The 25847-nt window shown below is 69.5% G+C and carries 26 protein-coding genes; 14 read left to right on the plus strand and 12 right to left on the minus strand.

The genetic code is table 11. From position 1 onward, the window contains the following. The first annotated feature begins 19 nt into the window (after nt 1-19). A complete protein-coding gene (locus WD026_RS00705; RefSeq protein ID WP_425721739.1) occupies nt 20-982 on the plus strand; it encodes an AEC family transporter in 963 nt (320 codons plus the stop codon). On the opposite strand, the gene WD026_RS00710 is transcribed toward WD026_RS00705, so the two are convergent. Together WD026_RS00710 and WD026_RS00715 are read right to left on the minus strand one after the other, a co-directional pair. Continuing rightward, nucleotides 972-1427: a hypothetical protein gene (locus tag WD026_RS00710; protein WP_425721741.1), complete on the minus strand. Its 456-nt coding sequence runs from the start codon at nt 1425-1427 to the stop codon at nt 972-974. The two genes, WD026_RS00705 and WD026_RS00710, sit on opposite strands and share 11 nt — an antisense overlap. Continuing rightward, nucleotides 1427-1957: a GNAT family N-acetyltransferase gene (locus WD026_RS00715; protein WP_425721743.1), complete on the minus strand. Its 531-nt coding sequence runs from the start codon at nt 1955-1957 to the stop codon at nt 1427-1429. Before WD026_RS00715 ends, WD026_RS00710 begins: the two co-directional genes overlap by 1 nt. A 178-nt stretch (nt 1958-2135) precedes the next feature. On the opposite strand from WD026_RS00715, the gene rpsP reads away from it, so the two are divergent. The 6 genes from rpsP (at nt 2136) to WD026_RS00745 (ending at nt 5976) form a co-directional block, all read left to right on the plus strand. Continuing rightward, nucleotides 2136-2393 (plus strand): 30S ribosomal protein S16, encoded by a 258-nt coding sequence (gene rpsP / locus WD026_RS00720; RefSeq protein WP_086119933.1) that lies wholly within the window; start codon nt 2136-2138, stop codon nt 2391-2393. 25 nt (nt 2394-2418) lie between these two features. Next, complete coding sequence (gene rimM / locus WD026_RS00725) at nt 2419-3006, plus strand: ribosome maturation factor RimM (protein WP_425721746.1); 588 nt, start codon at nt 2419-2421, stop codon at nt 3004-3006. A gap of 16 nt (nt 3007-3022) precedes the next feature. Next, nucleotides 3023-3799, plus strand: coding sequence for a tRNA (guanosine(37)-N1)-methyltransferase TrmD (trmD, locus tag WD026_RS00730; RefSeq protein WP_425721748.1), 777 nt, complete (start codon nt 3023-3025; stop codon nt 3797-3799). Between the two features lie 100 nt (nt 3800-3899). Beyond that, nucleotides 3900-4256 (plus strand): 50S ribosomal protein L19, encoded by a 357-nt coding sequence (gene rplS, locus WD026_RS00735; RefSeq protein ID WP_086121047.1) that lies wholly within the window; start codon nt 3900-3902, stop codon nt 4254-4256. 72 nt (nt 4257-4328) lie between these two features. After that, entirely contained in the window at nt 4329-5012 is a 684-nt protein-coding gene (locus tag WD026_RS00740; RefSeq protein ID WP_425721750.1) for a CoA pyrophosphatase, read from the plus strand. Nucleotides 5013-5046: 34 nt separating this feature from the next. After that, the gene (locus tag WD026_RS00745; protein ID WP_425721752.1) at nt 5047-5976 is read left to right on the plus strand and encodes a CobD/CbiB family protein; all 930 of its coding nucleotides are present in this window, start codon (nt 5047-5049) and stop codon (nt 5974-5976) included. A gap of 16 nt (nt 5977-5992) precedes the next feature. Here the strand turns inward: WD026_RS00745 and rsgA are convergent, their stop codons facing one another. Genes rsgA through WD026_RS00760 form a run of 3 tightly spaced genes read right to left on the minus strand, consistent with a single transcriptional unit; the run spans nt 5993 to nt 8515 of the window. Next, nucleotides 5993-6913 (minus strand): ribosome small subunit-dependent GTPase A, encoded by a 921-nt coding sequence (gene rsgA / locus WD026_RS00750; RefSeq protein ID WP_425721754.1) that lies wholly within the window; start codon nt 6911-6913, stop codon nt 5993-5995. Continuing rightward, complete coding sequence (locus WD026_RS00755; RefSeq protein ID WP_425721756.1) at nt 6914-7231, minus strand: 4a-hydroxytetrahydrobiopterin dehydratase; 318 nt, start codon at nt 7229-7231, stop codon at nt 6914-6916. Nucleotides 7232-7237: 6 nt separating this feature from the next. Further along, nucleotides 7238-8515, minus strand: coding sequence for a M48 family metallopeptidase (locus tag WD026_RS00760; protein ID WP_425721757.1), 1278 nt, complete (start codon nt 8513-8515; stop codon nt 7238-7240). Between the two features lie 65 nt (nt 8516-8580). On the opposite strand from WD026_RS00760, the gene orn reads away from it, so the two are divergent. The 4 genes from orn to WD026_RS00780 all read left to right on the plus strand — a co-directional run bounded on the left by orn (nt 8581) and on the right by WD026_RS00780 (nt 14615). Further along, nucleotides 8581-9180, plus strand: coding sequence for an oligoribonuclease (gene orn / locus WD026_RS00765; RefSeq protein ID WP_425721758.1), 600 nt, complete (start codon nt 8581-8583; stop codon nt 9178-9180). 70 nt (nt 9181-9250) lie between these two features. Continuing rightward, nucleotides 9251-10831: an inorganic phosphate transporter gene (locus WD026_RS00770; protein ID WP_425721759.1), complete on the plus strand. Its 1581-nt coding sequence runs from the start codon at nt 9251-9253 to the stop codon at nt 10829-10831. A gap of 288 nt (nt 10832-11119) precedes the next feature. Beyond that, the gene (locus WD026_RS00775; RefSeq protein ID WP_425721760.1) at nt 11120-12982 is read left to right on the plus strand and encodes a DEAD/DEAH box helicase; all 1863 of its coding nucleotides are present in this window, start codon (nt 11120-11122) and stop codon (nt 12980-12982) included. Between the two features lie 82 nt (nt 12983-13064). Beyond that, complete coding sequence (locus tag WD026_RS00780; RefSeq protein WP_425721761.1) at nt 13065-14615, plus strand: FAD-binding domain-containing protein; 1551 nt, start codon at nt 13065-13067, stop codon at nt 14613-14615. A 6-nt stretch (nt 14616-14621) separates the two neighbouring features. On the opposite strand, the gene mltB is transcribed toward WD026_RS00780, so the two are convergent. From mltB to WD026_RS00800, 4 genes are read right to left on the minus strand one after another with little or no spacing between them, the layout of a single operon-like run. Further along, the gene (gene mltB, locus WD026_RS00785) at nt 14622-15764 is read right to left on the minus strand and encodes a lytic murein transglycosylase B (protein WP_425721762.1); all 1143 of its coding nucleotides are present in this window, start codon (nt 15762-15764) and stop codon (nt 14622-14624) included. Beyond that, a complete protein-coding gene (locus tag WD026_RS00790) occupies nt 15761-17791 on the minus strand; it encodes a transglutaminaseTgpA domain-containing protein (RefSeq protein ID WP_425723173.1) in 2031 nt (676 codons plus the stop codon). Before WD026_RS00790 ends, mltB begins: the two co-directional genes overlap by 4 nt. Beyond that, entirely contained in the window at nt 17788-18771 is a 984-nt protein-coding gene (locus WD026_RS00795) for a DUF58 domain-containing protein (protein WP_425721763.1), read from the minus strand. The genes WD026_RS00790 and WD026_RS00795 overlap by 4 nt, the downstream gene beginning before the upstream one ends. 4 nt (nt 18772-18775) lie before the next feature. Next, nucleotides 18776-19696 (minus strand): AAA family ATPase, encoded by a 921-nt coding sequence (locus WD026_RS00800; RefSeq protein WP_425721764.1) that lies wholly within the window; start codon nt 19694-19696, stop codon nt 18776-18778. 47 nt (nt 19697-19743) lie between these two features. On the opposite strand from WD026_RS00800, the gene WD026_RS00805 reads away from it, so the two are divergent. The 3 genes from WD026_RS00805 to WD026_RS00815 are packed head-to-tail and all read left to right on the plus strand — an operon-like array spanning nt 19744 to nt 22848. Continuing rightward, a complete protein-coding gene (locus WD026_RS00805) occupies nt 19744-20697 on the plus strand; it encodes a histone deacetylase family protein (protein WP_425721765.1) in 954 nt (317 codons plus the stop codon). After that, nucleotides 20690-21499, plus strand: a complete 810-nt coding sequence (locus WD026_RS00810) for an enoyl-CoA hydratase (protein WP_425721766.1) — start codon at nt 20690-20692, stop codon at nt 21497-21499. Before WD026_RS00805 ends, WD026_RS00810 begins: the two co-directional genes overlap by 8 nt. Before the next feature lie 20 nt (nt 21500-21519). After that, nucleotides 21520-22848 (plus strand): mechanosensitive ion channel family protein, encoded by a 1329-nt coding sequence (locus WD026_RS00815; RefSeq protein WP_425721767.1) that lies wholly within the window; start codon nt 21520-21522, stop codon nt 22846-22848. Here WD026_RS00815 and WD026_RS00820 read toward each other — a convergent pair. The 3 genes from WD026_RS00820 to WD026_RS00830 form a co-directional block, all read right to left on the minus strand. Continuing rightward, the gene (locus WD026_RS00820; RefSeq protein WP_425721768.1) at nt 22835-24130 is read right to left on the minus strand and encodes a TRAP transporter large permease; all 1296 of its coding nucleotides are present in this window, start codon (nt 24128-24130) and stop codon (nt 22835-22837) included. The two genes, WD026_RS00815 and WD026_RS00820, sit on opposite strands and share 14 nt — an antisense overlap. Then, entirely contained in the window at nt 24127-24621 is a 495-nt protein-coding gene (locus WD026_RS00825; protein WP_425721769.1) for a TRAP transporter small permease, read from the minus strand. The genes WD026_RS00820 and WD026_RS00825 overlap by 4 nt, the downstream gene beginning before the upstream one ends. Before the next feature lie 98 nt (nt 24622-24719). Continuing rightward, on the minus strand, nt 24720-25733 hold the full coding sequence (locus WD026_RS00830; protein ID WP_425721770.1) for a TRAP transporter substrate-binding protein: 1014 nt from the start codon (nt 25731-25733) through the stop codon (nt 24720-24722). Nucleotides 25734-25847: the final 114 nt, after the last annotated feature.

Raw genomic sequence — 25847 nt, forward strand, 5'->3', positions numbered from 1 at the left:
ACGGCGCTAGCATCGGCGGGTGAACTTCGCCGAGCATCCCGTCATTGCGTCGCTGACGCCCGTCTTCCTCCTCATCGGTGCCGGCTTTCTGGCCGGCCGTCGCGACTGGATCCGCGACAGCGCGGTGAAGGACCTGTCCAACCTGGTCTTCCTGCTGCTGATCCCGTCGCTGCTGTTCCGCACCATGAGCAGCGTGCGCTTCGAGCAGCTGGACCTGCGGCCGATTGCGGCCTACTTTCCGGCCGCGCTGCTGCTGCTCTTCGGCTCCATTGCGTGGCGCGGCTTCAACCGGGGCAGCGTGGTGCGGGCCCTCGCCGGCACCTTCTCCAACATGGTGATGATCGGCATCACCCTGGTCGGCCTGGCCTATGGTCAGGCAGGGCTGGTCACGCTGCTCACCCTGGTGTCGGTGCACGCGCTCATCCTGCTCACGCTGGGTTCGGTGGTGCTGGAGCTGGCCGTGGCCCGCGAGGCCCGCGCCGGCGGGCAGCGCGCGCCGCATGTGCTCGAGACGGCCTGGTCGGCCTTCAAGGGCGCGCTGATCCACCCCATTCCGCTGCCCATCGTGTGCGGCCTGCTGTATGCCCAGACCGGCTGGGGTCTGCCGGCCGTGGTGGACAAGCCGCTGCAGCTGCTGGGCAGTGCCTTCGGCCCGATCTCGCTGGTGCTGGTGGGCGTGACGCTGGCCCGCACGCCGCTGGGTGGGCATCTGAAAGAGGCGCTGTGGATCGCCGCCTCCAAGAACCTGCTGCTGCCGGTGCTGGTGGCCGCGTCGTGCTGGATCGCCGGCATCGACGGCCTGCAGTTCACCGTGATGGTGGTGGCCGCCGCGCTGCCGGTGGGGGCCAACGTGTTCCTGTTCGCCCAGCGCTACGAGGTGGACCAGGAACTCACCACGGCCAGCATGGGGCTGTCCACCATCCTGGCGATGGGCACGCTCAGTCTGGTGATGGCGCTGGCCGGGACCGGGCTCACTGGCTGATCTTGCGCGCTTCCTCGATCTGGTACTCGAAATAGTGCTGGATGCCGAAGGCCAGGCTGCCCATGAAGGACACGGTGCCCACCATGAGTGCGGCGATCAGCGCGCCGATGGTGATCCAGCTGGTGCCGCCGGCGGGTGCATCCGCCGGGTGGTCGGGGTTGAACTGACGGTTCCACTTTTCGCGGTCCATCAGCGCATAGACGATGCCGGCCAGGCAGGCCATGGCCATGGAGAACCCCAGCAGCGGGATCAGCACCCACGAGAGCTTGTCGTCCTGCCCGTAGGCCAGCACGCGCTCGATGCCCCACCAGCCCAGCGCGGTGGGCACCGGGTGCAGCCAGCCTACCCAGTCGCCCAGGCCCTTGAGGTAGAAGCGGTGCAGGCCCAGGGTGCCGCCGAGCACGGCCAGCACGACAGTGATCGTCTTGTTGCGGGGCGCGGCCATCAGTCCTCCTTGGGCGGGGTGGTGTCGCCGCTGCCCAGGCTGCGCTGCATCAGCACGATGTCCAGCCAGCGGCCGAACTTCCAGCCGCACGAGCGGATGGTGCCGGCGTGCTCGAAGCCCATGGCGGTGTGCAGGCCCACCGAGCCGGCGTTGCCGGAGTCGCCGATGACGGCCATGACGCGCCGCACCCCGGCGCGTTCCAGGGCGGCCAGCAGTTCGGTCATCAGCAGCCGGCCCAGACCCTGGCCGGCGGCGTCGTGCGCCATGTAGATCGAGTCCTCCACCGAGAACCGGTACGCCGGGCGCGGCTTGAACCAGTTGCCGTAGGCAAAGCCGCGCACGGTGCCGGCGTCGTCCTCCACCACCAGCCAGGGCAGGCCCTTGCCCAGCACGTCGGCCCGGCGGGTGGCCATGTCGGCCTCGGTGGGCGGGGTGGTCTCGAAGGTGCCGGTGCCGTGCAGCACATGGTGCGCGTAGATGGCGGTGATGGCGGGAATGTCGGTGTCGCGGCTGGGGCGGATCAGGGGCATGGGGCTGGGAGGGTGGGGCCGTTCCGTTGGCGGTCGGGCGGGCTATAATCTCGGGCTTTGTGGCGTTCCGCTGACCGGGTGGTCAGTCGTGTCTGGAGTGCTGCAATCCAGCGGATCGAGAGATCCGCCGGCAACCCGCAAAGTTCGCGACGTTGCCGAACCACCCTAAGGATAAATCATGGTCGTGATCCGACTCTCCCGCGGCGGCGCCAAGGCCCGTCCGTTCTACAACATCGTGGTGGCCGACAAGCGCGCCCGCCGCGACGGCCGCTTCATCGAGCGCATCGGCTTCTACAACCCGCTGGCCCGTGGTGGCGAAGAGCCGCTGCGCATCGCCCAGGACCGCCTGACCCACTGGATCGGCGTCGGCGCCACCCCGTCCGACACCGTGGCCCGCCTGATCAAGCAGGCCGCTGCCGCCACCCCGGCAGCCTGATCGGCCAGCGCGGACCCGTCCCGTCATGACGACGGTCTTTCAGGCGTCGGCCCTGCCGGCCGACGCGGTGGAACTGGGGCGGGTCGGCGAGGCCTGGGGCATCAAGGGCTGGGTCCGCATCCAGCCCCACAGCGCCGACACCGAAGCGCTGTTCGCCTCGAAAGACTGGTATCTGCAGCCGCCCGAACCCCGGTTCGCGCGCGGCTTTTCGGCGTTCTCAGGCCCGGTGGCGGTGCGGGTGGCCGAGATCAAGGTGCATGCCGATGGCGTGGTGGCCCGGCTCGAAGGCATGGACGACCGCAACGCGGCCGAAGCCCTCAAGGGCGTGCGCATCAGCCTGCCCCGCAGCGCCTTCCCCGCCACCCCCGAAGGCGAGTACTACTGGGTCGACCTGATCGGTCTGCGCGTGGTCAACCGTGAAGGGGTGGATCTGGGTGTGGTGCGCGACCTCATGCCCACCGGCCCTACCTCGGTGCTGGTGCTGGAATACCCGCTGGTGCAGGACGGCGTGGAAACCGTGGCCGAGCGCCTGATTCCCTTCGTGTCCGCCTACATCGACGACGTGGACCGCACCACGCGCCGCATCACGGCCGACTGGGGCGTGGACTACTGAAGCCCGGGCCTGCCCCATGCGCTTCGACGTCATCACGCTCTTCCCCGAACTCTTCGAGCCGTTCCTGCAGCACGGCATCAACCGGCGGGCCTTCGAGTCCGGTCAGGTCGACGTGCGCCTGTGGAACCCGCGCGAGCATGCCGAGGGCAACTACCGCCGGGTCGATGACCGGCCCTTCGGCGGCGGTCCCGGCATGGTCATGATGGCCGAGCCGCTGTGGCGCTGCCTGCAGGCCATCCGCGCCGACCGTACCGAACCCGAGCACGCCCTCAGCCCGGTCATCCTGTTTTCCCCCATCGGCGAGCGGCTCGACCATGCCGCCGTGGAGCGCTGGGCCGAGAGCCCCGGCGCCATCCTGGTGTGCGGCCGGTACGAGGGCATCGACCAGCGTTTCATCGACACCTGCGTCGACCGCCAGATCAGCCTGGGCGATTTCGTGCTGTCCGGCGGCGAACTGCCGGCCATGGCGCTCATCGACGCCGTGGCCCGTCTGCAGCCGGGTGTGCTGGGCGACCAGGGCAGCCACCAGCAGGACAGCTTCAACGCCGCGCTGGATGGCCTGCTGGATTGCCCGCACCACACCCGCCCCGAGGTCTGGGAGGGGCCGGCCGGCCCCATGGGCGTGCCCGAGGTGCTGCTGGACGGCAACCATGCCCACATCGCCCGTTACCGCCGCGAACAGAGCCTGGGGCTCACCGCCCGCCTGCGCCCGGACCTGATCGAGCTGGCCCGCCAGGCCGGCCGCCTCAGCAAGAACGACCTGTCGTTCCTTCGGGCGGCGGGCTTGCTATAATCCCAGGTTCTTCGATCCTCTGACCGGCCGCTGTGGCCGAGCGCACCGCCGGATCCGCAGCCTTTAGTGCAGCGCGGTCATGATCGTGAAAGTGGAAACCATGAACCTCATCCAGATCCTCGAGCAGGAAGAGATCGCCCGCCTGGGCAAGACCATCCCCGAATTCGCGCCCGGCGACACCGTGATCGTCAGCGTGAACGTCATCGAAGGCACCCGCAAGCGCGTGCAGGCCTACGAAGGCGTGGTGGTGGCCCGTCGCAACCGTGGTCTGAACTCCAGCTTCATCGTGCGCAAGATCTCCAACGGCGAAGGCGTGGAGCGTACCTTCCCGCTGTACAGCCCGCTGATCGCCAAGATTGAAGTCAAGCGCCGTGGCGATGTGCGCCGCGCCAAGCTGTACTACCTGCGTGACCGCAGCGGCAAGTCGGCCCGCATCAAGGAGAAGCTGGGCGCCTGATCGGCCGCCCGGTCCACCCCGCAGAAAAGCCGCTCCCCGGAGCGGCTTTTTTGTGCCCGCACCCGCCCGAACATGACCACCCGACTGCCGCCTTTCGATCCCCGCACCGTGCCGGTGGTGGCCACCGGGACCGAGCACGACCCGCGCCCGGCGCCGCGCCTGTTCACTGCCGACGGCCTGCGCCAGCTGTTTGAGCGTCCACCCGTCTGGACGCCCGAACTGCGCCAGGAGCCCCGCTTCACCGACCGCGCCCCGGCCCGGGCATCGGTGCTGCTGCCGCTGGTGGTGCGTGAGCAGATCAGCCTGCTGCTGACCCAGCGCACCGCGAACCTCAGCACCCATTCCGGTCAGATCGCCTTGCCCGGCGGCCGCATCGACCCCGACGATGTGGATGCCGTGGCCGCGGCGCTGCGCGAGGCCGATGAAGAGATCGGTCTGCCGGCGCACCATGTGGAGGTGCTGGGCACCCTGCCGGACTATGTGACCGGCACCGCCTTCACCGTCACGCCCGTGGTGGCGCTGGTGCGGCCCGGCTTCGAGCTGCGGCCCAACCCGCACGAGGTGGCCGATGTGTTCGAGGTGCCGCTGCAGTTCCTGATGGACCCGCGCCACCACCGCCGCCACGCCTTCGAGTTCGAAGGCCAGCGCCGCGAGTGGTATTCCATGCCCTACGCGGATGCCGGGCATGAGCGCTTCATCTGGGGCGCCACCGCCGGCATGCTGCGCAACTTCTACCGGCTGCTCACCGCCGCGTGACCGAGGGGTTGCGAGCCCCCACTATCATCGCGGGATGGGATTCCTTGCCATTCTTCTCGCCCTGCTGATCGAGCAGGCCCGACCTCTGGCCTACGACAACCCGGTGCATGGAGGCCTGCGTGCCTGGGCCCGCTCGGTGCGACGCAACCTGGACGCCGGCGAAACCCCCCAGGGCTGGGTGGCCTGGTTGCTGGCCGTGGCCTTTCCCACTGCGGTGGCGGCCGGCGTGTACCTGTTGCTGATGCAGTTCAGCGTGCTGCTGGCCTTTGTGTGGGTGGTGGCGGTGCTCTATGTCACCCTGGGTTTCCGGCAGTTCAGCCACCACTTCAGCGAGATCCGCCGCGCCCTGGAAGAAGGCGACGATGAGTCCGCCCGCCGCAAGCTGGCCACCTGGTTGCGGGTGGAACCCACCAGCCTGCCGCGCGCCGAGCTGCTGCGCCAGGTCATCGAACATTCGGTGCTGGCCGCCCACCGCCACGTGTTCGGCGTGCTGATCTGCTTTCTGGCGTTCTGGCTGGTGGGCCTGGGGCCGGCGGGCGCCGTGCTGTACCGCCTGGCCGAGTACCTGTCGCGCAACTGGCGAGAGCGCCTGGACGGCACGCCCAGCCCGGCGCTGCAGCACGCCGCGGCCCGTGCCTGGCGGTGGATCGATCACTGGCCGGCCCGTTTCACCGGCATCGGCTTTGCCATCGTGGGCAACTTCGAGGAGGCCGTGGCCAGCTGGCGCGGCGATGCCGACCGGTTCGCGGTGGGCAGCGACGGTGTGGTGCTGGCGGCCACCTCGGGCGCCATCAATGTGCGCCTGATGCGGCTGCCCGAGGGCGCGCCGCCGCCGGAGGAGGGCGACCCCGCCGCCCGCCCCGACCCGCAGCTGGCCCACCTGGGCAGCGTGGTGGGCCTGGTGTGGCGCTCGGTGGTGTTGTGGATGCTGCTGCTGGCGCTGCTCACGCTGGCCCGCATCTGAGCGCGGTGCGGGGGCCTCAGTAGCGCTGGGGCGCTGAAAGCTCTTCGAAGAACTGGCCGTACAGCCGGTAACGGTGCTCGCCGATGGCCAGGGCATCGGCCGCCGGGTCGGCCCCCACATGGGCCCGCACGCCGCAGCCGGGCTCGTGCAGGTGGGTGCAGTTGTAGAAGCGGCAGTCGCCCAGGGTGGCCCGCAGGTCGGGCATGAGCGAGGCCAGCCGCGTGGCCTCGATGTGGTGCAGGCCGAACTCCTGGAAGCCCGGTGAATCGATCAGCGCGGTCTGGCGCGCCCCGTCCACCCAGTACCAGGTGGTGCTGGTGGTGGTGTGCTTGCCCGAGTTCAGGGCTTTGGAAATCTCGCCGGTCTGGGCGCCGGCCTGCGGCACCAGCCGGTTCACCAGGGTGCTCTTGCCCACCCCGGAGGGGCCCAGCACCAGCGTGCAGCGGCCGTTCAGGCGCTGCTGCAGTTCGTCCAGCCCTTGTTCCGCACCCGCCTGCAGGCACAGCGGCAGCACGCTGCAGCCCATGCGGCGGTAGGGCGCCAGGCGCTGCCAGGCGCGCTCGAACGCGGCGGTCAGATCGCTCTTGTTGAGCACCACCAGCGCCTCGATGCCTTCGGCCTCGGCGGCGATCAGCGCACGCGCCAGCTGGGTCTCGGAAAACTCGGGCTCGGCCGCCACCAGCACCAGCACCTGGTCCAGGTTGGCCGCGAACGATTTGGTGCGCAGCTCGTCCTGGCGGTAGAACAGGTTGCGGCGTTCCAGCACCTGCTCGATGCTGCCTTCGTCGCCACTCACCTGCCAGCGCACCCGGTCGCCCACCACCACGGCGTTCTTCTTGCCCCGGGGATGGCAGATGCGGCGGCTGCCGTCCGCGCTTTCCACCAGGCAGTGGCGGCCGTGGGCGGCCACCACCAGCCCGGTCGTGTCATGGGCCATTCAGGCCTGCAGCGCGTCGACCGCGGCTGCGCAGAAGAAGTCGCTGACCGAGATGCCGTTCACGTCGTGCGTGTTGAAGCGCAGCGAGCAGCGGTTGTAGCCCAGGGCGATGTCGGGGTGGTGGTCTTCGCGGTGGGCGATCCAGGCGACCGCATTGACGAAGGCCATGGTCTCGTGGAAGTTGGCGAACGTCCAGTGCTTTTCCAGCGCACCGTCGATGAGTTTCCAGCCATTGGCGGCTTCGCCGTTGAGCTGGGTGAGCTGGGTGACGATCTCGGTCGGGCCGAGCGCCTTGCGGTTCTGGTGGATGGGGTTCATGCGGGTTCAGGCAGCGGCCTGTGGCGCGGTCTGCAGGCGGGCCAGGCGCTCGCTGGCCGGGGGGTGGGAATAGTAGAAGCGGGCGAACAGCGGGTCGGGCGTGAGCGTGCTCGCGTTGTCCTTGTAGAGCTTGAGCAGGGCGCTGGCCAGGTCGTCGCCGCTGGTGTGGGAGACGGCGTAGGCGTCGGCCTCGAACTCGTGCTTGCGCGAGAGCTGCGCCAGCAGCGGGGAGAGGAAGTAGGTCAGCAGCGGTGCGGCCAGCAGGAACAGGATGAGCGCCAGCGCGTCGTTGGGCGTGTCCATGGAGGGCTGCACGCCCAGCCCGCTGTAGAACCAGGCCTGGGCAGAGAGCCAGCCCAGCAAGGCAAAGCCGGCCAGGCTGATGCCGAACATGACCACCATGCGCTGCAGGATGTGGCGGCACTTGTAGTGACCCAGCTCGTGGGCCAGCACGGCGTCGATCTCGCCCGGGGCCAGGCGCTGCAGCAGGGTGTCGAAGAACACCACCCGCTTGGCCGCGCCGAAGCCGGTGAAGTAGGCGTTGGCATGGGCACTTCGGCGGCTGCCGTCCATCACGAACAGGCCCTTGGCCGCGAAGCCGCAGCGCTGCATGAGCTGGCTCACGCGGGCCTTGAGGGTCTCGTCGGCCAGCGGCTCGAACTTGTTGAACAGCGGCGCAATCAGCGTGGGGTAGAGCACCAGGGCCAGCAGGTTGAAGCCCATCCACACGCCCCAGGCCCAGATCCACCAGGCCGGGCCGGCTGCGCCCATGAGCCACAGCACCAGGGCCGCAATGGGCAGACCGACCAGGGCGCCCACCAGCGAGCCCTTGACCAGATCGGCCAGCCAGAGGGCCGGGGTGGTCTTGTTGAAGCCGAAGCGTTCCTCCACCCGGAAGGTGGCGTACCACGACAGGGGCAGGCCGATCAGCCCGCCGATCAGGGCAAAGCTGCCCAGCAGGGCCAGCTGCTGCAGCAGGCCGCCGCCCATGAGGTCCAGCAGGGCGCCGTTGAGCCAGTCCAGGCCGCCCAGCAACGTCCAGCCGATCAGCACGGTCGCCTCGAACGAGGCATTGAGCAGGGCCAGCCGCGTCTTGGCCACCGTGTAGTCGGCGGCCTTGCGGTGCGCCTCCGGGGTGATGGTGTGGGCAAACGCCGCCGGCACCTGGTCGCGATGGCGCACCACATGGCGGATCTGGCGGCTGCCCAGCACGGTGCGGGTGAGCAGGCCGACCAGCAGCAGGGCGCAGAAGACGGCGGTGAAGGCAATCGAGGCAGTGTCCATGGGCGGGAGTCTAGCGAACCGGCCGTGGCCACGGGCCCCCCGGGGCCTTGGGCGACAATGCCCGGATGACTTCCGACACCCCCACCACCGCGGCGCCGGGCGCCGATACCCCCGTGGCCGAACTGGCCAGAAGCGACCAGAACCTGGTCTGGCTGGACTGCGAGATGAGCGGTCTGGACCCCGAAAAGGAACGCCTGCTGGAGATTGCGGTGGTCATCACCGGCCCGCAGCTCACCCCCCGCGTCGAAGGGCCGGTGCTGGTCATCCACCAGAGCGATGCCCTGCTGGGCGCCATGGACGCCTGGAACAAGGGCACGCATGGCAAGAGCGGTCTGATCGACAAGGTCAAGGCCAGCACCCTGACCGAGGCCCAGGCCGAGCAGCAGCTGCTGGACTTCATCGGTCGCTACGTGCCGCGCAACGCCTCGCCCATGTGCGGCAACACCATCAGCCAGGACCGCCGCTTCCTGGTGAAGTACATGCCCAAGCTCGAAGCCTTCTTCCACTACCGCAACCTGGACGTGAGCACCCTCAAGGAGCTGGCCAAGCGCTGGCGCCCCGAGGTCTACGACGCCTTCAAGAAGCACCAGAAGCACACGGCGCTGGCCGACGTGCACGAGTCCATCGACGAGCTGGAACACTACCGCGAGCACTTCCTGCGTTGAAGCGTCGGGATTCCGGGCGGTCGGAAATGTCAAAATCGTGACATTCACGAAAGTTGAACATTCCCGCACCATGCCCAAGAAAAACAAATTTCTGGCCCGCCATCAGGAACTGCTGCAGCTCTCCGGCGCGATTGCCTTTCTGGTCCTCACCGGGGTCTATGCCTCGCTCACCGGCGCTTCCGGCGCCGGGCTCAGCACATCGGCCGTCTGGCTGCTGATCGTGGCCGCCGCTGTCGGCGCCTACATGGCCATGAACATCGGCGCCAACGATGTGGCCAACAACATGGGGCCGGCCGTGGGATCGGGCGCCATGACCATGGGCTGGGCCATTGCCGTGGCGGCCATCTTCGAGGCCCTGGGCGCCATCGTCGCCGGCGGTGACGTGGTGGGCACCATCAAGGGCGGCATCATCGATCCGGCCGAAATCTCCGACCCCGCGCTGTTCGCCTGGGTCATGTTCGCGGCCCTGCTGGCCGGCGCCCTCTGGCTCAACCTGGCCACCGCGCTGGGCGCGCCGGTGTCCACCACCCACTCCATCATCGGGGCCGTCATGGGCGCCGGCATTGCGGCCGGTGGCTGGGGCCTGGTGAACTGGGCCACCATCTCGTCCATCGTGGTGAGCTGGATCATCTCGCCGCTCTCCGGCGGCCTGATCGCCGCCGCCTTCCTGTACCTGATCAAGCGCAGCGTCACCTACAAGTCCGACAAGACCGAGGCTGCGTCGCGCGTGGTGCCGCTGCTCATCGGCGGCATGGCGTGGTCGTATGGCTCGTACATGCTGCTCAAGGGTCTGGGCCAGCTGGTGAAGGTGGGTTTCGTCACCGGCATCCTGGGCGGGCTGGTCATCGGCGTGGTCACCTGGGCGCTGGTGCGCCGGCCCATTGCCCGCATGGCCCAGCACCAGGACAACAGCAAGGACGGCGTGAACCGCCTCTTCACCTGGCCGCTGATCTGCTCGGCCGCGCTGCTCAGCTTTGCCCACGGCGCCAACGATGTGGCCAACGCCATCGGCCCGCTGGCGGCCATCTACGAGGCAGTGAAGGCCGGTGCGATCGCCACCAAGGCCGGCACGCCGATGTGGATCATGGTGTTGGGCGCACTGGGCCTGTCGGTGGGTCTGGCGCTGTACGGCGCACGGCTGATCCGCACCGTGGGCAAGGAGATCACCGAGCTCGACAACATCCGCGCCTTTTCGATCGCCATGGCCGCCACGCTGACCGTGATCGTGGCCTCGCAGCTGGGCATGCCGGTGTCGACCACCCACATCTCCATCGGCGCGGTGTTCGGCGTGGGCTTCCTGCGCGAGCTGCTCAAGGTCAACTACGCCAAGATGGAAGCCACCGTGCGCGCCGGCCACCAGGGCGCCGACCGCAACGAGGTCGAGGGCTACCTGCAGCGCTTCGAGGTGGCTGAGGTGCAGGAGAAGAAACGCATGCTGGCCGAGATGAAGCGCCGCGCCAAGCTGCGCGAGGCCAGCGATGGCGCACTCTTCGCCAAGAACGAGCGCAAGGCCTTCAAGAAGGCCTACAAGCAGGAGATCGTCAAGCGCTCGGCGGTCATGCGCATCGTGGCGGCCTGGATCGTCACCGTGCCGGCCACGGCGGTGCTGGCGGCCGTGCTGTTCCACATCGTGCGGGCCGTTCTGGCCTGATCCTCACGAAATATTCAGGGTTTTCCCGGAAACGTGCGACAATCGCGGGCTGCCCCGGAATCACCGGGCAGATTTGTGCATTGGCCTCATACACCCGGCCCCCGACCACGAACTCCGCTGCCCCGGCAGCCGGCTGCTTCGAACCGGGGCCATCGCCAACAGCGTCACCCTGACGCACCGGCGCGGACCGTTTGTGGTTGATGTTGTGTAACCACGAACGGATCCGGCGCCGGGGGCATTGATTCCCTCCGCTGGCTCGTTCTTTGGCGCTTTCGCGCCGGAACAGACATGAGCGACTCTTTTGAAGAACGCGGCGACGCCGCGCCCGATACCCTGAACACCGCCATCGAAGCCGTCGAGGCGCCTGCGGCCGACACCGGCCCGGTGGACGCCAGCGCCTTCGCCGCGCTGGGCCTGGCTCCCGAACTGGTGGCCGCCGTGGCCGACCTGGGCTACACCCAGCCCACCACCGTGCAGGCCCGCGTCATGCCCAAGGCCCTGCTGGCCGAAGGCGAGACCCGTTACGCCGACCTGATGGTCTCCAGCCAGACCGGCAGCGGCAAGACGGCGGCCTTCCTGCTGCCGGTGCTGCACACCCTGCTCAAGCAGCAGGCCGAGGCCGCCGCCCGTGAGCGCGCCGAGCGCGAGCGCCTGGCCGCCGAAGCCCTGGCCCGTGGCGAAGCCCCGCCCAAGGCGCCCAAGCGCAAGGACCCGACCAACCCGCGCCACTTCAAGGCCGCCACCCCCGGCGCCCTGGTGCTGTGCCCGACCCGCGAGCTGGCCCAGCAGGTGGCACACGACGCCATCGACCTGGTGCGCCACTGCCGTGGCCTGCGCATTGCCAACGTGGTGGGCGGCATGCCCTACCAGTTGCAGATCGCCAAACTGCAGAACGCCGACCTGGTGGTGGCCACCCCGGGCCGCCTGCTTGACCTGCAGCGCTCGCAGCAGCTAAAGCTCGACCAGGTGCAGTTCCTGGTGGTGGACGAGGCCGACCGCATGCTCGACCTCGGCTTTGCCGACGACCTGGCCGAGATCAACGCGCTCACCGCGCAGCGCCGCCAGACCATGATGTTCAGCGCCACCTTCGCGCCGCGCATCCAGCAGCTGGCCATGCGGGTGATGCACGACAACGGCTCGCAGGTGCAGAAGATCCAGATCGACAGCCCGCAGGAGCAGCACGCCAACATCAAGCAGGTGCTGTTCTGGGCCGACAACGCCGACCACAAGCGCAAGATGCTGGACCACTGGCTGCGCGATGCCACCATCAACCAGGCCATCGTGTTCGCCAGCACCCAGATCGAGTGCGACGGTCTGGCCAACGACCTGCAGCAGGCCGGCTTCTCCGCCGTGGCCCTGCACGGTGCGCTGAGCCAGGGCATCCGCAACCGCCGCCTGATGGCGCTGCGCAACGGCCAGGTGCAGATCCTGGTGGCCACCGACGTGGCCGCGCGCGGCATCGACGTGCCCACCATCACCCACGTCTTCAACTTCGGCCTGCCGATGAAGGCCGAGGACTACACCCACCGCATCGGCCGCACCGGCCGTGCCGGCCGCGACGGCCTGGCCGTGACCTTTGCCGAGATGCGCGACCGCCGCCGCATCGCCGACATCGAGGCCTACACCCGCCAGCGCTTCACCGCCGAGGTCATCCCCGGTCTGGAGCCGCGCATGCGTGCCCCGCAACCCGAGTTCGGCCGTGGCCGCCCGGGTGGCGACCGCTTCGGTGGCCGCAACGACCGCGGCGGTGACCGCCGCAGCGGCCCGCCGTCGCGCGGCCCGCGTTTCGAGAACCGCGACAGCGCACCGCGCTTCGATCCGCGGGGCGACTCGCGGGGTGACTTCCGCAGCGCTCCCCGTGGCGATTTCCGCGGTGATGCGCGTGGCGATGCCCCCATGGTCGACCGCAGCCGCGATGGCCGCTTCGACCCGCGCTTCCAGGGCCGCGAGGCACCGGCCTTCGACAACCGGGCACCGCGTGGCGACTTCCGTGACCAGCGCTCGGCACCGCGCGGCTTCGACGACCGCGCGCCGGCCCGCGCCGGCAAGCCCGGTGGTTTCGGTGATCGCGGCGGTGAGCGCAACTACGCCGACCGCAGCGGCTTCAACGACCGTGGCAGCCGCCCTGCACCGCGCCGCACCCCGCGCTGATCACCCTCGCTGACCCTCCCGGTCAGTCGGACAAGCCGGACCCTGTGTCCGGCTTTTTTTCGCCCTCACCACAATGCCGCCCATGACGTACCGGGTGGTGTGGTTCAAGCGCGATCTGCGGGTGCAGGACCATGCCCCGCTGGCCGAGGCCGCCCGGGCTGGCCCGGTGCTGTGCCTCTACATCCTGGAGCCGGCGCTGTGGCGCCAGCCCGATGCCGCGCGGCAGCACCTGGGCTTCCTGCAGGAAAGCCTCAAGGATCTGGCGGCCGACCTGCGTGCGCACGGCGGGCGGCTGCACTGGGCGGTGGGCGACGCGGTGGAGGTGCTGGACCGGCTGCACCACCACGCCCCGTTCGCTGAACTGCTGTCGCACCAGGAAACCGGCAATGCCGCCAGCTTCGAGCGCGACCGGCGCGTGCTGCGCTGGTGCCGTGAACGTGGCGTGCCGTGGCGCGAGTTCCGGGGCTTCGGTGTGGTGCGGGGCCTGAAACAGCGCCGTCACTGGGTCGGCCAGTGGGAGGGCTTGATGGCCGAGCCGCAGGCCGTGCTGCCGCGCCTGCTGGCCGCCGACGTGCCCCCCGAGGCCTGGCCGGCCACGCCCTGGCCCGGCGCGGACGAGCTGGGCCTGCCGCCGCACGAGCCGCCGCAACGCCAGCGCGGCGGACGCCGCCAGGGCGAGGCGGTGATGACCGACTTTCTGCAGCAACGCAGCGCGCGTTATCGGGGTGGCATCTCGTCCCCGCTGACCGCGCCCGACGCCTGTTCGCGCCTCTCGGCCCACCTGGCCTTCGGCACCCTGGGCCTGCGCGAGGTGGTGCAGGCCACGCGAGCGCGCATGCACGACGCCGAGCTGGCCGGCACCCGTCAGCATGCCGGGCTGGCGGCCTTCCTGAGCCGGCTGCACTGGCACTGCCACTTCATCCAGAAGCTCGAGACCGAACCCGCCATCGAACACCACAACATGCACCGGGGCTACAACGGCCTGCGCGAGGCCGAACACAACCCGGCGCACCTGCAGGCCCTGATGGAAGGCCGCACCGGCTGGCCCATGGTGGATGCCTGCGTGGCCATGCTGCGCGAGACCGGCTGGCTGAACTTCCGCATGCGCTCCATGCTGGTGTCGGTGGCGGCCTATCCGCTGTGGCTGCACTGGCGGCCGGTGGGCGAATGGCTCGCGCGCGAGTTCCTGGACTACGAGCCCGGCATCCACTGGAGCCAGATGCAGATGCAGAGCGGCACCACCGGCATCAACACCACCCGGGTCTACAACCCGGTCAAGCAGGCGCAGGACCACGATCCCCATGGCCGCTTCGTGCGGCACTGGCTGCCGGCCCTGCAGCGCGTGCCCGACACCTGGCTGTTCCAGCCCTGGCTCATGCCGCCCGACCTGCAGCAGCGCATGGGGCTGCAGCCGGGGGTGGATCTGGTGATGCCGGTGGTGGATCTGGAGCCGGCCACCCGGCGCGCCAAGGACCGGGTGCATGCCCTGCGTGCCCGGCGCGAGGTGCAGGCCGACCAGGCCGAGATCGTGCGCCGCCATGGCTCGAAGCAGCGCCGGGCCGAGCAGATGGCCGGGCCGCGCCAGAAGCGCGCCGCCGAGCTGGCCTCGCAGCAGATCGGCTTCGACTTCTGAGGTGCGTCAGCGCGCGGCGCTGCGGGCTGCATTTACCCGCGCCTGGATTGCTTCGCCCAGCTCGATCACGGCCAGGGCGTAGTAGCTGCTCCAGTTGTAGCGGGTGACCACATAGAAGTTCTCGGTGCCGGCCACATAGGTGGACGGTGCGCCGGCGTTCTGCAGTTCCACCAGGGCCAGCGGGCCGCCGTGTTCGGCCGCCGCACCCTCCAGCCCGGCGCCCAGGGCCTGCATGCGGGCGGCACTGAAGGTGGGCAGGATGTCGGGCGCCAGCAGGGTGTCCAGGTCGGTCTTGCCGGCCTCCACCCGCACCGGGTAGCGGGTGGGCATGTCGGTCTGCCAGCCGAACACCTTGAAGTAGTTGGCCACCGAACCGATCACGTCGGCCGGGTTGTCGAACAGGTCGATCTGGCCGTCCTCGTCGAAATCGATGGCGTACTTGGCCCAGCTGCTGGGCATGAACTGCGGCCAGCCCATGGCCCCGGCGTAACTGCCGCGCAGGCCCATGGGATCGCGGCCGCTGCGGTTCATGAGGCTGAGGAACTGCTCCAGTTCGCTGCGGAAGAACTCGGTGCGGGCGGCCGCGCGCGGGTGCGCGGCGGGGAAGTCGAAGGACAGGGTGACCAGGGCATCCATGACCCGGAAGTTGCCCATGTGCCGGCCGTAGAGCGACTCCACGCCCAGCACGCCCACGATGAGGCTGGCCGGCACGCCGAAGCGGGCTTCGGCACGCGCCAGGGTGGCGGCGTTCTCTTCCCAGAAACGCTGGCCGGCGTTCAGGCGGATCGGCTCGATGAAGCGCGCCCGGTAAGCCGCCCAGTTCTTGGGCTGCGTGGTGGGCGGCGGTGTGATGGCCCGGATGATGGCCGGCACGCGCTGGGCCGCGCCGATCTGCTGCCGCACCCAGGCCGGGTCCAGATCGCGGCGGCTGGCCAGGTCGTCGGCGAACGCCATGGCGGCCGGGCTCTGGCTGTAGCTGAACGGGGCGGAGGCCGGACGCGGCTCGGCCTTGCGGGGCTGGGCCGCATGGGCAGACAGGCCGCCGAGGCAGACGGCGGCGGTGAGCAGGACCGACAGGAGCGGGGCGCAGCGAAGCGCGGGCAAGCGGGTGTGGCGGGGGCGGGAGAGGGGGCGCAGGATCGGGGTCATGGTCGGTTCGGGGCGGGCCAGGCCAGCTGCCGGTAGGCCCGGGCCAGGTCGCGCAGCGGGATGCTCACCCCCGCACTGTACCGCTGGGCTTCCAGCTGCAGCAGCCAGCGGGCCACCGGCTCGCCGGCATCGCCCCATTGCGCCCGCACGGCAGCGGCCAGGGTGCGCGGCGGGGCCTGCGGCGGCACCTCCAGACCGGCCTGGCGCAGGCGGCGCCGGGCGCGGTCCAGCAGGCGCAGCCACGGGTCGTGCTGCTGGCGTTCCCACAGAGCCCAGGCCGAGCCGATCAGTGTGGCCAGCGCCAGCAGGCCAGCCATCACCTTGGCCAGATCGGTCCAGCTGGGCGACTCGAAGCCCAGCGAGCGCAGCAGGTCGAGCTGTCGGCCCTGGGTGTAGTTCAGCACCCACTGGTTCCAGCGGTTGTTGACCGCCTCCCAGGTCTGGCGCATGCGGTTGATCAGCGCGTCGCTCAGGGTGTTGCGCAGCACGCCGGTGAGTGCGCCGGCCACGCCGGTCTGCGGTGCGGCCAGCCGGTCGAACGAGCCGATGCGCCCGGGCATGACCGCCCCGGTGGGGTCCACCCGCACCCAGCCCTGGCCCTGCAGCCAGACCTCGGTCCAGGCGTGCGCGTCGCGCTGGCGCACGGTCCAGAAACCGTCCACCGGGTTGACCTCGCCGCCCTGGTAGCCGGTGACGATGCGCGCCGGTATGTCCATGCCGCGCATCAGGATGGCGAAGCTGCTGGCAATGTGTTCGCAGAAGCCGGCCTTGCGGTCGAACCAGAACTCGTCGGCGGTGTCGCGCCCGTACACGCCCGGGTCGAGCGTGTAGCTGTAGCCGCCGGTGCGCAGCAGGTCGAGCGCGGCCTGCACCAGGCGCGGGGCGTTGTCCGGCCCGGGGCCGTACTGGCGGCGCAGCTCCTGCGCCAGCTGCAGGGTGCGCGGGTTGTAGCTGGGGGGCAGGGTGAGGAAGTCCTGCAGGCCCAGCACCAGCTGCGGCGGGCCGTGGCGGAACTCGGGGTAGGCCTGGGCGGTGTAGCGCACCAGCGAGCCCATGGGCCGCTGGGTGAGCCACTGCAGCTCGTCGTTCATGCGCACCCGGGTGCCGGGCACCTCGGGCGGCGTGGCGGTGCCTTCCAGCACGAACAGCCACGGCCGGTCGTGCGGCTCCATGGTCACCTCGTAGCCCAGGGGAACGCCTGCCACGCGCAGGTTGGCGCTCAGGCGGTTGCCCAGGTTGAAGTCGGACTCCAGCGGCCGCCATTCGCGACCGTCGAAGGTGGACAGCACCGGTCCCCGGAAATAGATGCGGTCCTGCGGCGGCGTGGGGCCGTTGAAGCGCACGCGCAGCGCGATGCTCTCGTCCAGCGCCAGCCGGGCGATCTGCCCCACGCGCATCTGACCCGAGAGGCCGCTGCGGCCGGTCTCGGGATCGCCCGGCGTGCCCCACAGCGGCGCCAGGCGCGGGAACAGCAGGAACAGCACCAGCATGATGGGCGCACCCATGAGCGCCATGGAGCCGGCGATGCGGGCCGAGCGCGCCAGACTGGGCCGGCCCACCGGCATGTGGGCATTGACCAGCGCGGTCAGCAGGCCGAGCAAGGCAATCAGGATGCCCGCAGCCGTGACCAGCGACTGCGAATAGAAGAAGTGCGTGAGCAGCGTGAAGAAGCCCAGGAAGAACACCACGAAGGCATCGCGCCGGGCGCGCAGTTCGAGTGTCTTGAGGGCCAGCAGCACCACGATCAGCGTGACCCCGGCGTCGCGCCCGACCAGGGTGCGGAAGGTGAGGAAGGTGGCGCCCAGGGTGACGGCCAGCAGCGCGGCACGCCACACCCAGCCCGGCAGCGGTGCGCCACGCACCGTGAGCACCGCACGCCACACCAGCACGCCGGCCGTGATGCCGCTGCACCACCAGGGAATGTGGGCGCTCTGCAGCAGCACCACCCAGGCGATCACGGCCAGCAGGAACAATGTGTCCCGCGCTTCGCGTGGCAGGTGGGAGAGGGTGTCGGTGAAACGGTTCAGCACAGCGCGAGTGCCTCCAGGCAGCGGTTGCGGTGGGCCAGGCCCTGGTCGGGGGCGATCTCGCGGCCCGGCAGGCGCAGCCCGTAGGACAGGCCCAGCCGGTCGGCCATCAGCACCCAGGCGGTCAGGCGCTGCAGCCGGCCTTCCAGCCCGGCGCCGCCGCAGCGGTGGTGATCGAGCCAGAGCTGCACGCGTTCGCTGGAGAGCGTGTCGCGGCTGACCAGATCGTCGCGGCCGCTGGCAAAGGCCTGGGCGGCCCGTTTCCACACCACCGCCTTGACCGGATCGCCCCGGCGGTAGGCACGCACACCGTCGAACTCGCCGGTGCTCTGGGCGCGGGCCGCACCGTGGCCGCCGGCCAGCGGTTCGCCCGGCGGCAGGGCCGGCGGGTGGTCTTCGGGCGCGGGGTAGACCAGCACCTCGGACGCGGTGCGCCACACGGTCCAGACCCGGAAGGTGCCCAGCGGGAACAGGGTCTGTGCGGTCAGCGCAGGCAGCCGGTGCAGCCCGCGCCCGGGCGCCTGCCAGGCCACACGGACCGTGCTGCTGCCCTGCGCCGGCACGTCGGTCCAGGCCAGCGAGGCCGGCGAGCCGTCGTCGTGCAGCACGCCCAGACCGATGCCCAGGCGCTCGCTGCGCTTCTCGCTGACCAGCCGGATGTCGAGCTGCACCGCTTCGTGGGCGTGCACCGGCACCGGCGCGTCCAGGTGCAGCGTGGTGCCGCGCAGGTTGCCGTGGCACACATGCATGCCCACCACCGCGCAGCCCGCCAGCAGGAAGGTCAGCAGGTAACCCAGGTTGAGCTGGTAGTTGATGCTGGCCACCAGCAGCACCAGCAGGGTGATGGCCAGCATCCAGCCCGGCCGGGTGGGCAGGATGTAGACGTTGCGCTGGGTGAGCACCAGCGTGTCGGAGGGCTTGAGGCGCTGGAACAGCCAGGCCTGCAGCCGGCGGCGCAGGAAGCCGAGCGGCGTCTTCATGGCCTCAGGGCAGGGGCACGGCGTCGAGCATGGCGCGCACCTGTTCCACCGCGCCGCGCCCGGCATCGCGCACCGGCACCAGACGGTGGGCAGTGGTCTGCGGGAGCACGGCAGCGATGTCGTCCGGCGCCACATAGTCGCGGCCCTGCAGGAAGGCCTCGGCCTTGGCGGCCCGCACCACGGCCAGTGCGGCGCGCGGCGACAGGCCTTGCGCAAACCAGCGGCCGCTGCGGGTGGCGTTCACCAGGTCCTGCAGGTAATCGAGCACCGGCTCGGCGGTGTGGATACGGGCCACGGTCTGCTGCAGCCGGGCAAGGTCGGCCGGGGTCAGGGCGGCACTCAGGCGGTCCAGCATGTCGCGGCGGTCCTCGCCCCGCAGCAGGGCCCGTTCGGCCTGGCGGTCCGGATAGCCCAGCGACAGCCGCATGTGGAAACGGTCGAGCTGCGATTCCGGCAGGGCATAGGTGCCCAGCTGGTCGTGCGGGTTCTGGGTGGCGATCACGAAGAAGGGCTGCGGCAGGTCGCGGGTGTCGCCTTCGACCGTGACCTGTTTTTCTTCCATCGCTTCGAGCAGCGCGCTCTGGGTCTTGGGGCTGGCGCGGTTGATCTCGTCGGCCAGCAGCACCTGGGCGAACACCGGGCCGGGGTGGAAGACGAAGCCTTCACGGCCCCGTTCGTACACCGACACACCGATCAGGTCGGTGGGCATGAGGTCGGCGGTGAACTGCACGCGCGAGAACTGCAGGCCGAAGGAGCGGGCCAGCGCATGCGCCAGGGTGGTCTTGCCCACCCCGGGAACGTCCTCGATCAGCAGGTGGCCCCCCGCCAGCAGGCAGGCCACGCAGTCGTGAACCTGCCGTGATTTGCCCACGATCACCGTGTTAAGCTGGGTCAGAAGATGCTGGATGTGGGCGTCGGCTTGCATGGATGGGTGCGGGCTGGAAATGCCGCGAACCTTACCGTAATTCCGCCATGAGACAGGCCACGGGCTATTTCACCCACAAGGATTGCTGGAGACACGAAATGGGCGCCGGACACCCGGAATGCCCCGAGCGGCTCAGCGCCATCGAAGACCGTCTGCTCATCTCCGGGCTGGACGTGGCGCTGGAGCGGCGCGAGGCCACCCCGGCCTCGCTGGCCGACCTGGAACTGGCCCACGACCGCATGCACCTGGCGGCCCTGCGCGGCCTGTCCGACAACCTGCGTGACGAGATCGCGGCCGGTGGTCCCAGCCATGCCCAGGTCGACCCCGACACCGCCATCAACACGCACAGCTGGGACGCCATCCTCGTGGCCGCCGGCGCCGCGATCGACGCCACCGACGCGGTGCTGGCCGGCGAGCTGGCCAACGCCTTCTGCGCGGTGCGCCCGCCCGGCCACCATGCCACCCGCCAGCAGGCCATGGGCTTCTGCTTCGTCAACAACGTGGCGGTGGCGGCGCGTTATGCGCTGGAGCGCCACGGCCTGAAGCGCGTGGCCATCATCGATTTCGACGTGCACCACGGCAACGGCACCGAGGACATCGTGGCCGGCGACGACCGCATCCTCATGTGCAGCTTCTACCAGCACCCGTTCTACCCGCCCTGCGAACATTCCACGGCGGCCAACCTGGTGAACATTCCGGTGCCGGCCTACACCAAGGGCATGGACATCCGCGAGCTGATCGACGTGATGTGGTTACCCCGGCTGGACGCCCACAAGCCCGAGCTCATCTTCATCAGCGCCGGCTTCGATGCTCACCGCGAGGACGACATGGCCCAGCTCGGCCTGGTGGAGCAGGACTACGCCTGGATGACCTCGCGCATCAAGGAAGTGGCCCAGCGCCATGCCCAGGGCCGCATCGTGAGCTGCCTGGAAGGCGGCTATGCCCTCAGTGCCCTGGCCCGCAGCGTGGAAGCCCACCTGCGCGTGCTGGCCGATGTCTGATCCACGGAGTGTTTTCATGACCGCACCGCCCGACCTGCTGCTGCACCACCGCGACCCACGCGGCGTGCACACCCTCACCCTGAACCACCCCAAGGCCTTCAATGTGCTGTCCGAGGCCATGCTGGCCGCGCTGCGCGACGGCATTGCACAGGTGGCGGCCGACCCGACCGCCCGCGTGCTGGTGATCGCCGCCGAAGGCCGTGCCTTCTGTGCCGGCCACGACCTCAAGGAAATGAAGGCCCGGCCCGAGCAGGCCTACTACCAGGACCTGTTCGCCCGCTGCTCGAAGCTGATGCTCTCCCTCCGCGCGCTGGAGGTGCCGGTGGTGGCCCGGGTGCAGGGCCTGGCCACGGCCGCCGGCTGCCAGCTGGTGGCGCAGTGCGACCTGGCGGTGGCCGCCGATGGCGCCACCTTCGGCGTCAACGGCATCGATGTCGGCCTGTTCTGCGCCACGCCCAGCGTGGCGCTGTCGCGCAACCTGCTGCCCAAGCAGGCCATGGAGATGCTCATGACCGGCGACTTCATCGACGCGCAGCAGGCCCGGCAGCGCGGGCTGATCAACCAGGTGGTGCCGGCCGGGGAACTCGACGCCGCCCTGGAGGCTCTGGTGAAGAAGCTGCTGGCCAAGCCGCGCGAGGCGCTGGCGCTGGGCAAGCAGATGTTCTACCGCCAGCTGGAGACCGGCATGGATGCCGCCTACCAGCTCGCCGGCCACACCATGGCCTGCAACATGGCCCACCCGGTGGCCCAGGAAGGCGTGCAGGCCTTCATCGACAAACGTGCTCCCGCCTGGCGGGCCTGATCCGTACCTCTTTCTCGCCCATGACCGTTGCCGCTGCCGCTCCCAAACCCATCGACGATTTCGCGCTCTGGTTCGATTCCTTCCTGCAGCCCACGGTGCTGATCGAGTTTGCTGCGCTGGCGGTGGCGGTGCTGCTGGCCTGGGGGCTGGCCGCGCTGGTGCGCCGGTCGGTGGCGGCCGGGCAGAACCCCTCCAGTGTGCTGTTCGGCCGGCGCCTGGTGGACGGCGTGCTGTTCCCGGTGCTGTTGCTGCTGCTGGGTTATGTGGCCCGCGCCGCGCTGGCCCTGTGGGTGCCGCTGGCGGCCTTCAAGGTGATCATCCCGGTGCTGGTGTCGCTGGTGGTCATCCGGGTGGGCGTGAAGGTGCTGCAGGTGGCGTTCGCCCAGGCGCCCTGGGTGCGTGCGCTGGAGCGCACCATCTCGTGGGTGGCCTGGCTGGCCATGGTGCTGTGGGTCAGCGGCCTGCTGCCGGTGGTGCTGGCCGAGCTGGACCAGATCACCTGGAAGGTGGGCAGCAGCACGCTGAGCGTGCGCACCCTGATCGAAGGCGGCCTGACCGCGGGCGCGGTGCTCATCCTCACGCTGTGGATCTCCTCGGCCATCGAGGCCCGGCTGCTCAAGCACGCCGCCGGCAGCGACCTGTCGCTGCGCAAGGCGGTGAGCAATGCCACCCGCGCGCTGCTGATGTTCGTGGGCCTGATCATTGCGCTCTCGGCCGTGGGCATCGACCTGACCGCGCTGTCGGTGCTGGGCGGCGCCATCGGCGTGGGCCTGGGTTTCGGCCTGCAGAAGCTGGCCTCCAACTACGTCAGCGGCTTCGTGATCCTGGCCGAGCGCAGCATGCGCATTGGCGACATGGTGAGGGTCGACAACTTTGAAGGCCGCATCACCGACATCAATGCCCGCTACACGCTCATCCGCTCGGCCAGCGGGCGCGAGTCCATCGTGCCCAACGAGCTGCTCATCATCAACCGGGTGGAGAACCTGTCGCTGGCCGATGCGCGCGTGTGGCTGTCCACCGTGGTCTCGGTCGGGTACGACAGCGACGTGGATCTGGTCATCCGCCTGCTCACCGAGGCCGCTGCCGCCCAGCCCCGGGTGCTGAAGGACCCGGGTCCGTCGGCCGCGCTCTCGGCCTTCGGCGCCGACGGCCTGGAGTTCACCGTGGGTTACTGGATCAACGACCCCGAGAACGGCCAGCTCAACATCCGCTCGGCCATCAACCTGGCCATCCTGGATGCGCTGCGCCGCCACGGCGTGGAGATTCCGTACCCGCAGCGGGTGCTGCATGTGCGCACCGGCGAAGCCCCGCTGGCGGCCGCTGCTCCGAAGGCCATCACCGGCCCATGAGGCCGGGCAGCCACAGCGCGATCGCCGGGAAGGCCACCAGGATGGCCAGCCGCACCACGTCGGCCAGCACGAAGGGCCAGACGCCCTTGAAGATGTCGCCGAGCTTCACGCCGGGCAGCAGTGAGTTGATGACGAACAGGTTCATGCCCACCGGCGGCGAGATCATGCCGATCTCCACCACGGTGACGATCAGCACGCCGAACCACACCGGGTCGAAGCCCAGGCCCACGATAACGGGGAAGAACACCGGGATGGTGAGCAGCACCATGGAGAGCTCCTCCATCACCAGGCCCAGCATCACATAGATCGCCATCATGGCCGCCACCACCATGATGGGGTGGGGGCTGAACTGCAGCAGCCAGTCGCGCAGGTCGCCCGGCATGCTGGTGAAGTTCACGAAGCTGGTGAACACCATGGCGCCGATCAGGATGGTGAACAGCATCGCGGTGGTGCGCGTGCTCTCCATCAGGATGTCCAGCAGGCTGCGCCAGGTGAGCGAGCCACGCGCCAGTGCAAACAGGAAGGCGCCCGCTGCACCCACGCCCGCACCCTCGGTGGCGGTGAAGACGCCGCCATAGATGCCGCCGATCACCAGCGCGAACAGCACTGCCACGCCCCAGATGCCGCGCACCGCGCGCAGGCGGCCGGCCCAGTCGGTGCGCTCGGCGGGCGGTCCCGCCTGCGGGTCGCGCCAGGTCACCACCACCACCGCCAGGCACAGGCAGACGATGGCCACCAGGCCCGGCAGGATGCCGGCGATGAACAGCTTGCCGATGTCGGTCTCGGTGATGATCCCGTAGATCACCATGATGGTGGACGGCGGGATCAGGATGCCCAACGTGCCGCCCGAGGCAATGGCGCCGGTGGCCAGCGTGTCGCGGTAGCCGTGGCGTTTCATCTCGGGGTAGGCCACGCGGGTCATGGTGGCGGCGGTGGCAATCGACGATCCGCAGATGGCCCCGAAGCCGCCGGAGGCGATGATGCTGGCCATGGCCAGACCGCCGCGCCGGTGGCCCACGAAGGCATTGGCGGCGGCGTACAGCTCGCGGGCCATGCCGGCACGGGCCACGAAGTTGCCCATCAGCACGAACAGCGGAATCACCGACAGCACGTACTGGAAGCCGGTCTCGAAGATGACCTGGCTGGTGCTGGCAAAGGCCGGCGTCCAGCCGCGCATCAGGCCCAGCCCGGCCAGGCCGACCAGTGCCATGGCGAGCGCCAGCGGCACCCGCAGGAAGGCCAGCACGAAGACGGCCAGAAAACCCAGGGACGCTTCGATCATGCGGCGTCTCCCCCGCGTTCGATGGCCGGCGCCTCAACGAACACGAACAGCAGGTGCACCAGGGCCGTGGCCAGCAGCAGACCCGCCATCAGCCAGGCCACCGGCGCAATCGACCACTGCAGGTAGACCGTGGTGTCACCGTACTCGGCAAAACGCTGGGCCCGGGTGTGCAGCAGCCAGCCCAGCAGCGCAAACGTGCCGGCGCAGATCAGGTGCACCAGGCGTGCCTGCACAGCCTTCACACGCTCGCCCAGAAAGGCATCCAGCGAGTCGAACACCACATGCTCGCTGCGCCAGGACACCAGTGGCAAGGCGCCGAAGATCACCACCACCATCAGGATCTCGGTCAGCTCCAGCCCGCCGGGCACCGAGTGGCTGAAGAAGCGGCGACCGGTGACGTCCACCACGGTGAGCCACATGATGGCGAACAGGGCCGAAGCGGCCAGCAGGCCGGTGGTCCAGCGCAGCAGTCTTTCCAACGAGGCGAGCATGTTCTTGTGTTCCCGGATGCAATGAGGCCGGCGTGCAGCGTGCGGGCTGCGGCGCCGGCCTGGGGGGTCCGCCCGAGCGGATCAGGCGGTCAGCGGTCTCACTTGACCTTCTTGATCTCGGCGCGGAACTCGTCGAGCACGGCGCGCGGGTTCTTCAGGCCCTTGACCTGGGCGCGCGCTGCCCAGGTGGTTTCCAGGTAATCCTGCTTGTCCATCACCGCCTTCACGAAGGCCTTGTCGGCCATGATGCGCTGCACGCCCTGGGCCTTCTGGTTGTCGCGGCTGGCCGCATCCATGCGGTCCCAGCCTTCGCCGAACAGGCGCGCGGCGTGTTCGCCGGAGAGCTTGTCGATGACGGCCTTGTCCTGCGCGCTCAGCTTGTTGTACTTGTCCTGGTTCATCATGAAGACGAAGCTGGTGTTGTACAGGCCGCCGGGGAAGGTGGTGGCGTGCTTGATCATGGACAGCTTGAACGAGGTGATGGACTCGTCCGGGAAGAAGGTGCCGTCCATCACGCCGGTGGACAGCAGCTCGAAGGATTCGGGCGCGGCCTTGAGCGTGGTGTTCCAGCCCATGGCCTTGGACAGCTCGTTGATGTTGCCGCCGCCGATGCGGAACTTCAGCGAAGCGGCCTCGGCGGCTGAGGTCACCGGCTTCTTCGCGTTGAAGATGACGCCAGGGCCGTGGGTGAACACGGCCAGGGCCTTCACGCCGCGGTGCTCGCCCAGCGGCGCAAAGTACTTGTTGTAGATGCGCTGGTAGGCCACCGAGGTGGACACGGCGCTGTCGCCCAGGAACGGGAACTCGGCCACCTGGGTGAAGATGAAGCGGCCCGGGGTGTAGCCGTCCACCGTGTAGGACACGTCGGCCAGGCCGTCGCGCACCGCGTCGAAGGTGCCGGGTGCGGCCACCACGCCCTTGGGCAGGATGTTGCACTTCATGCGGCCGGCGCTTTCCTTCTCCACCTGATCGCACCAGTTCTTCTGGGCCACGCTGGCGGCGTGGGTCGGCGGCAGCCAGCTGGAGACGGTGAATACGGTCTGGGCGCTCACCGAGGTGGTGGCAAACAGCGCGGCCGCGGCGGCAGCGGTGGCAAACAGGCGAACTTTCATGCGGTGGTCTCCGTGGGTGTGGGTGCCTTCATGGGCTACCGGGCACTGTACGGGAGCCCACCGCTGCACAGGCTCCAGACTTACCCGAATTCGCCGACCGATGGGTCGGTGAAT

This window comes from Hydrogenophaga sp. R2, from assembly GCF_049843595.1.
Taxonomy (GTDB): Bacteria; Pseudomonadota; Gammaproteobacteria; order Burkholderiales; family Burkholderiaceae_C; genus Hydrogenophaga.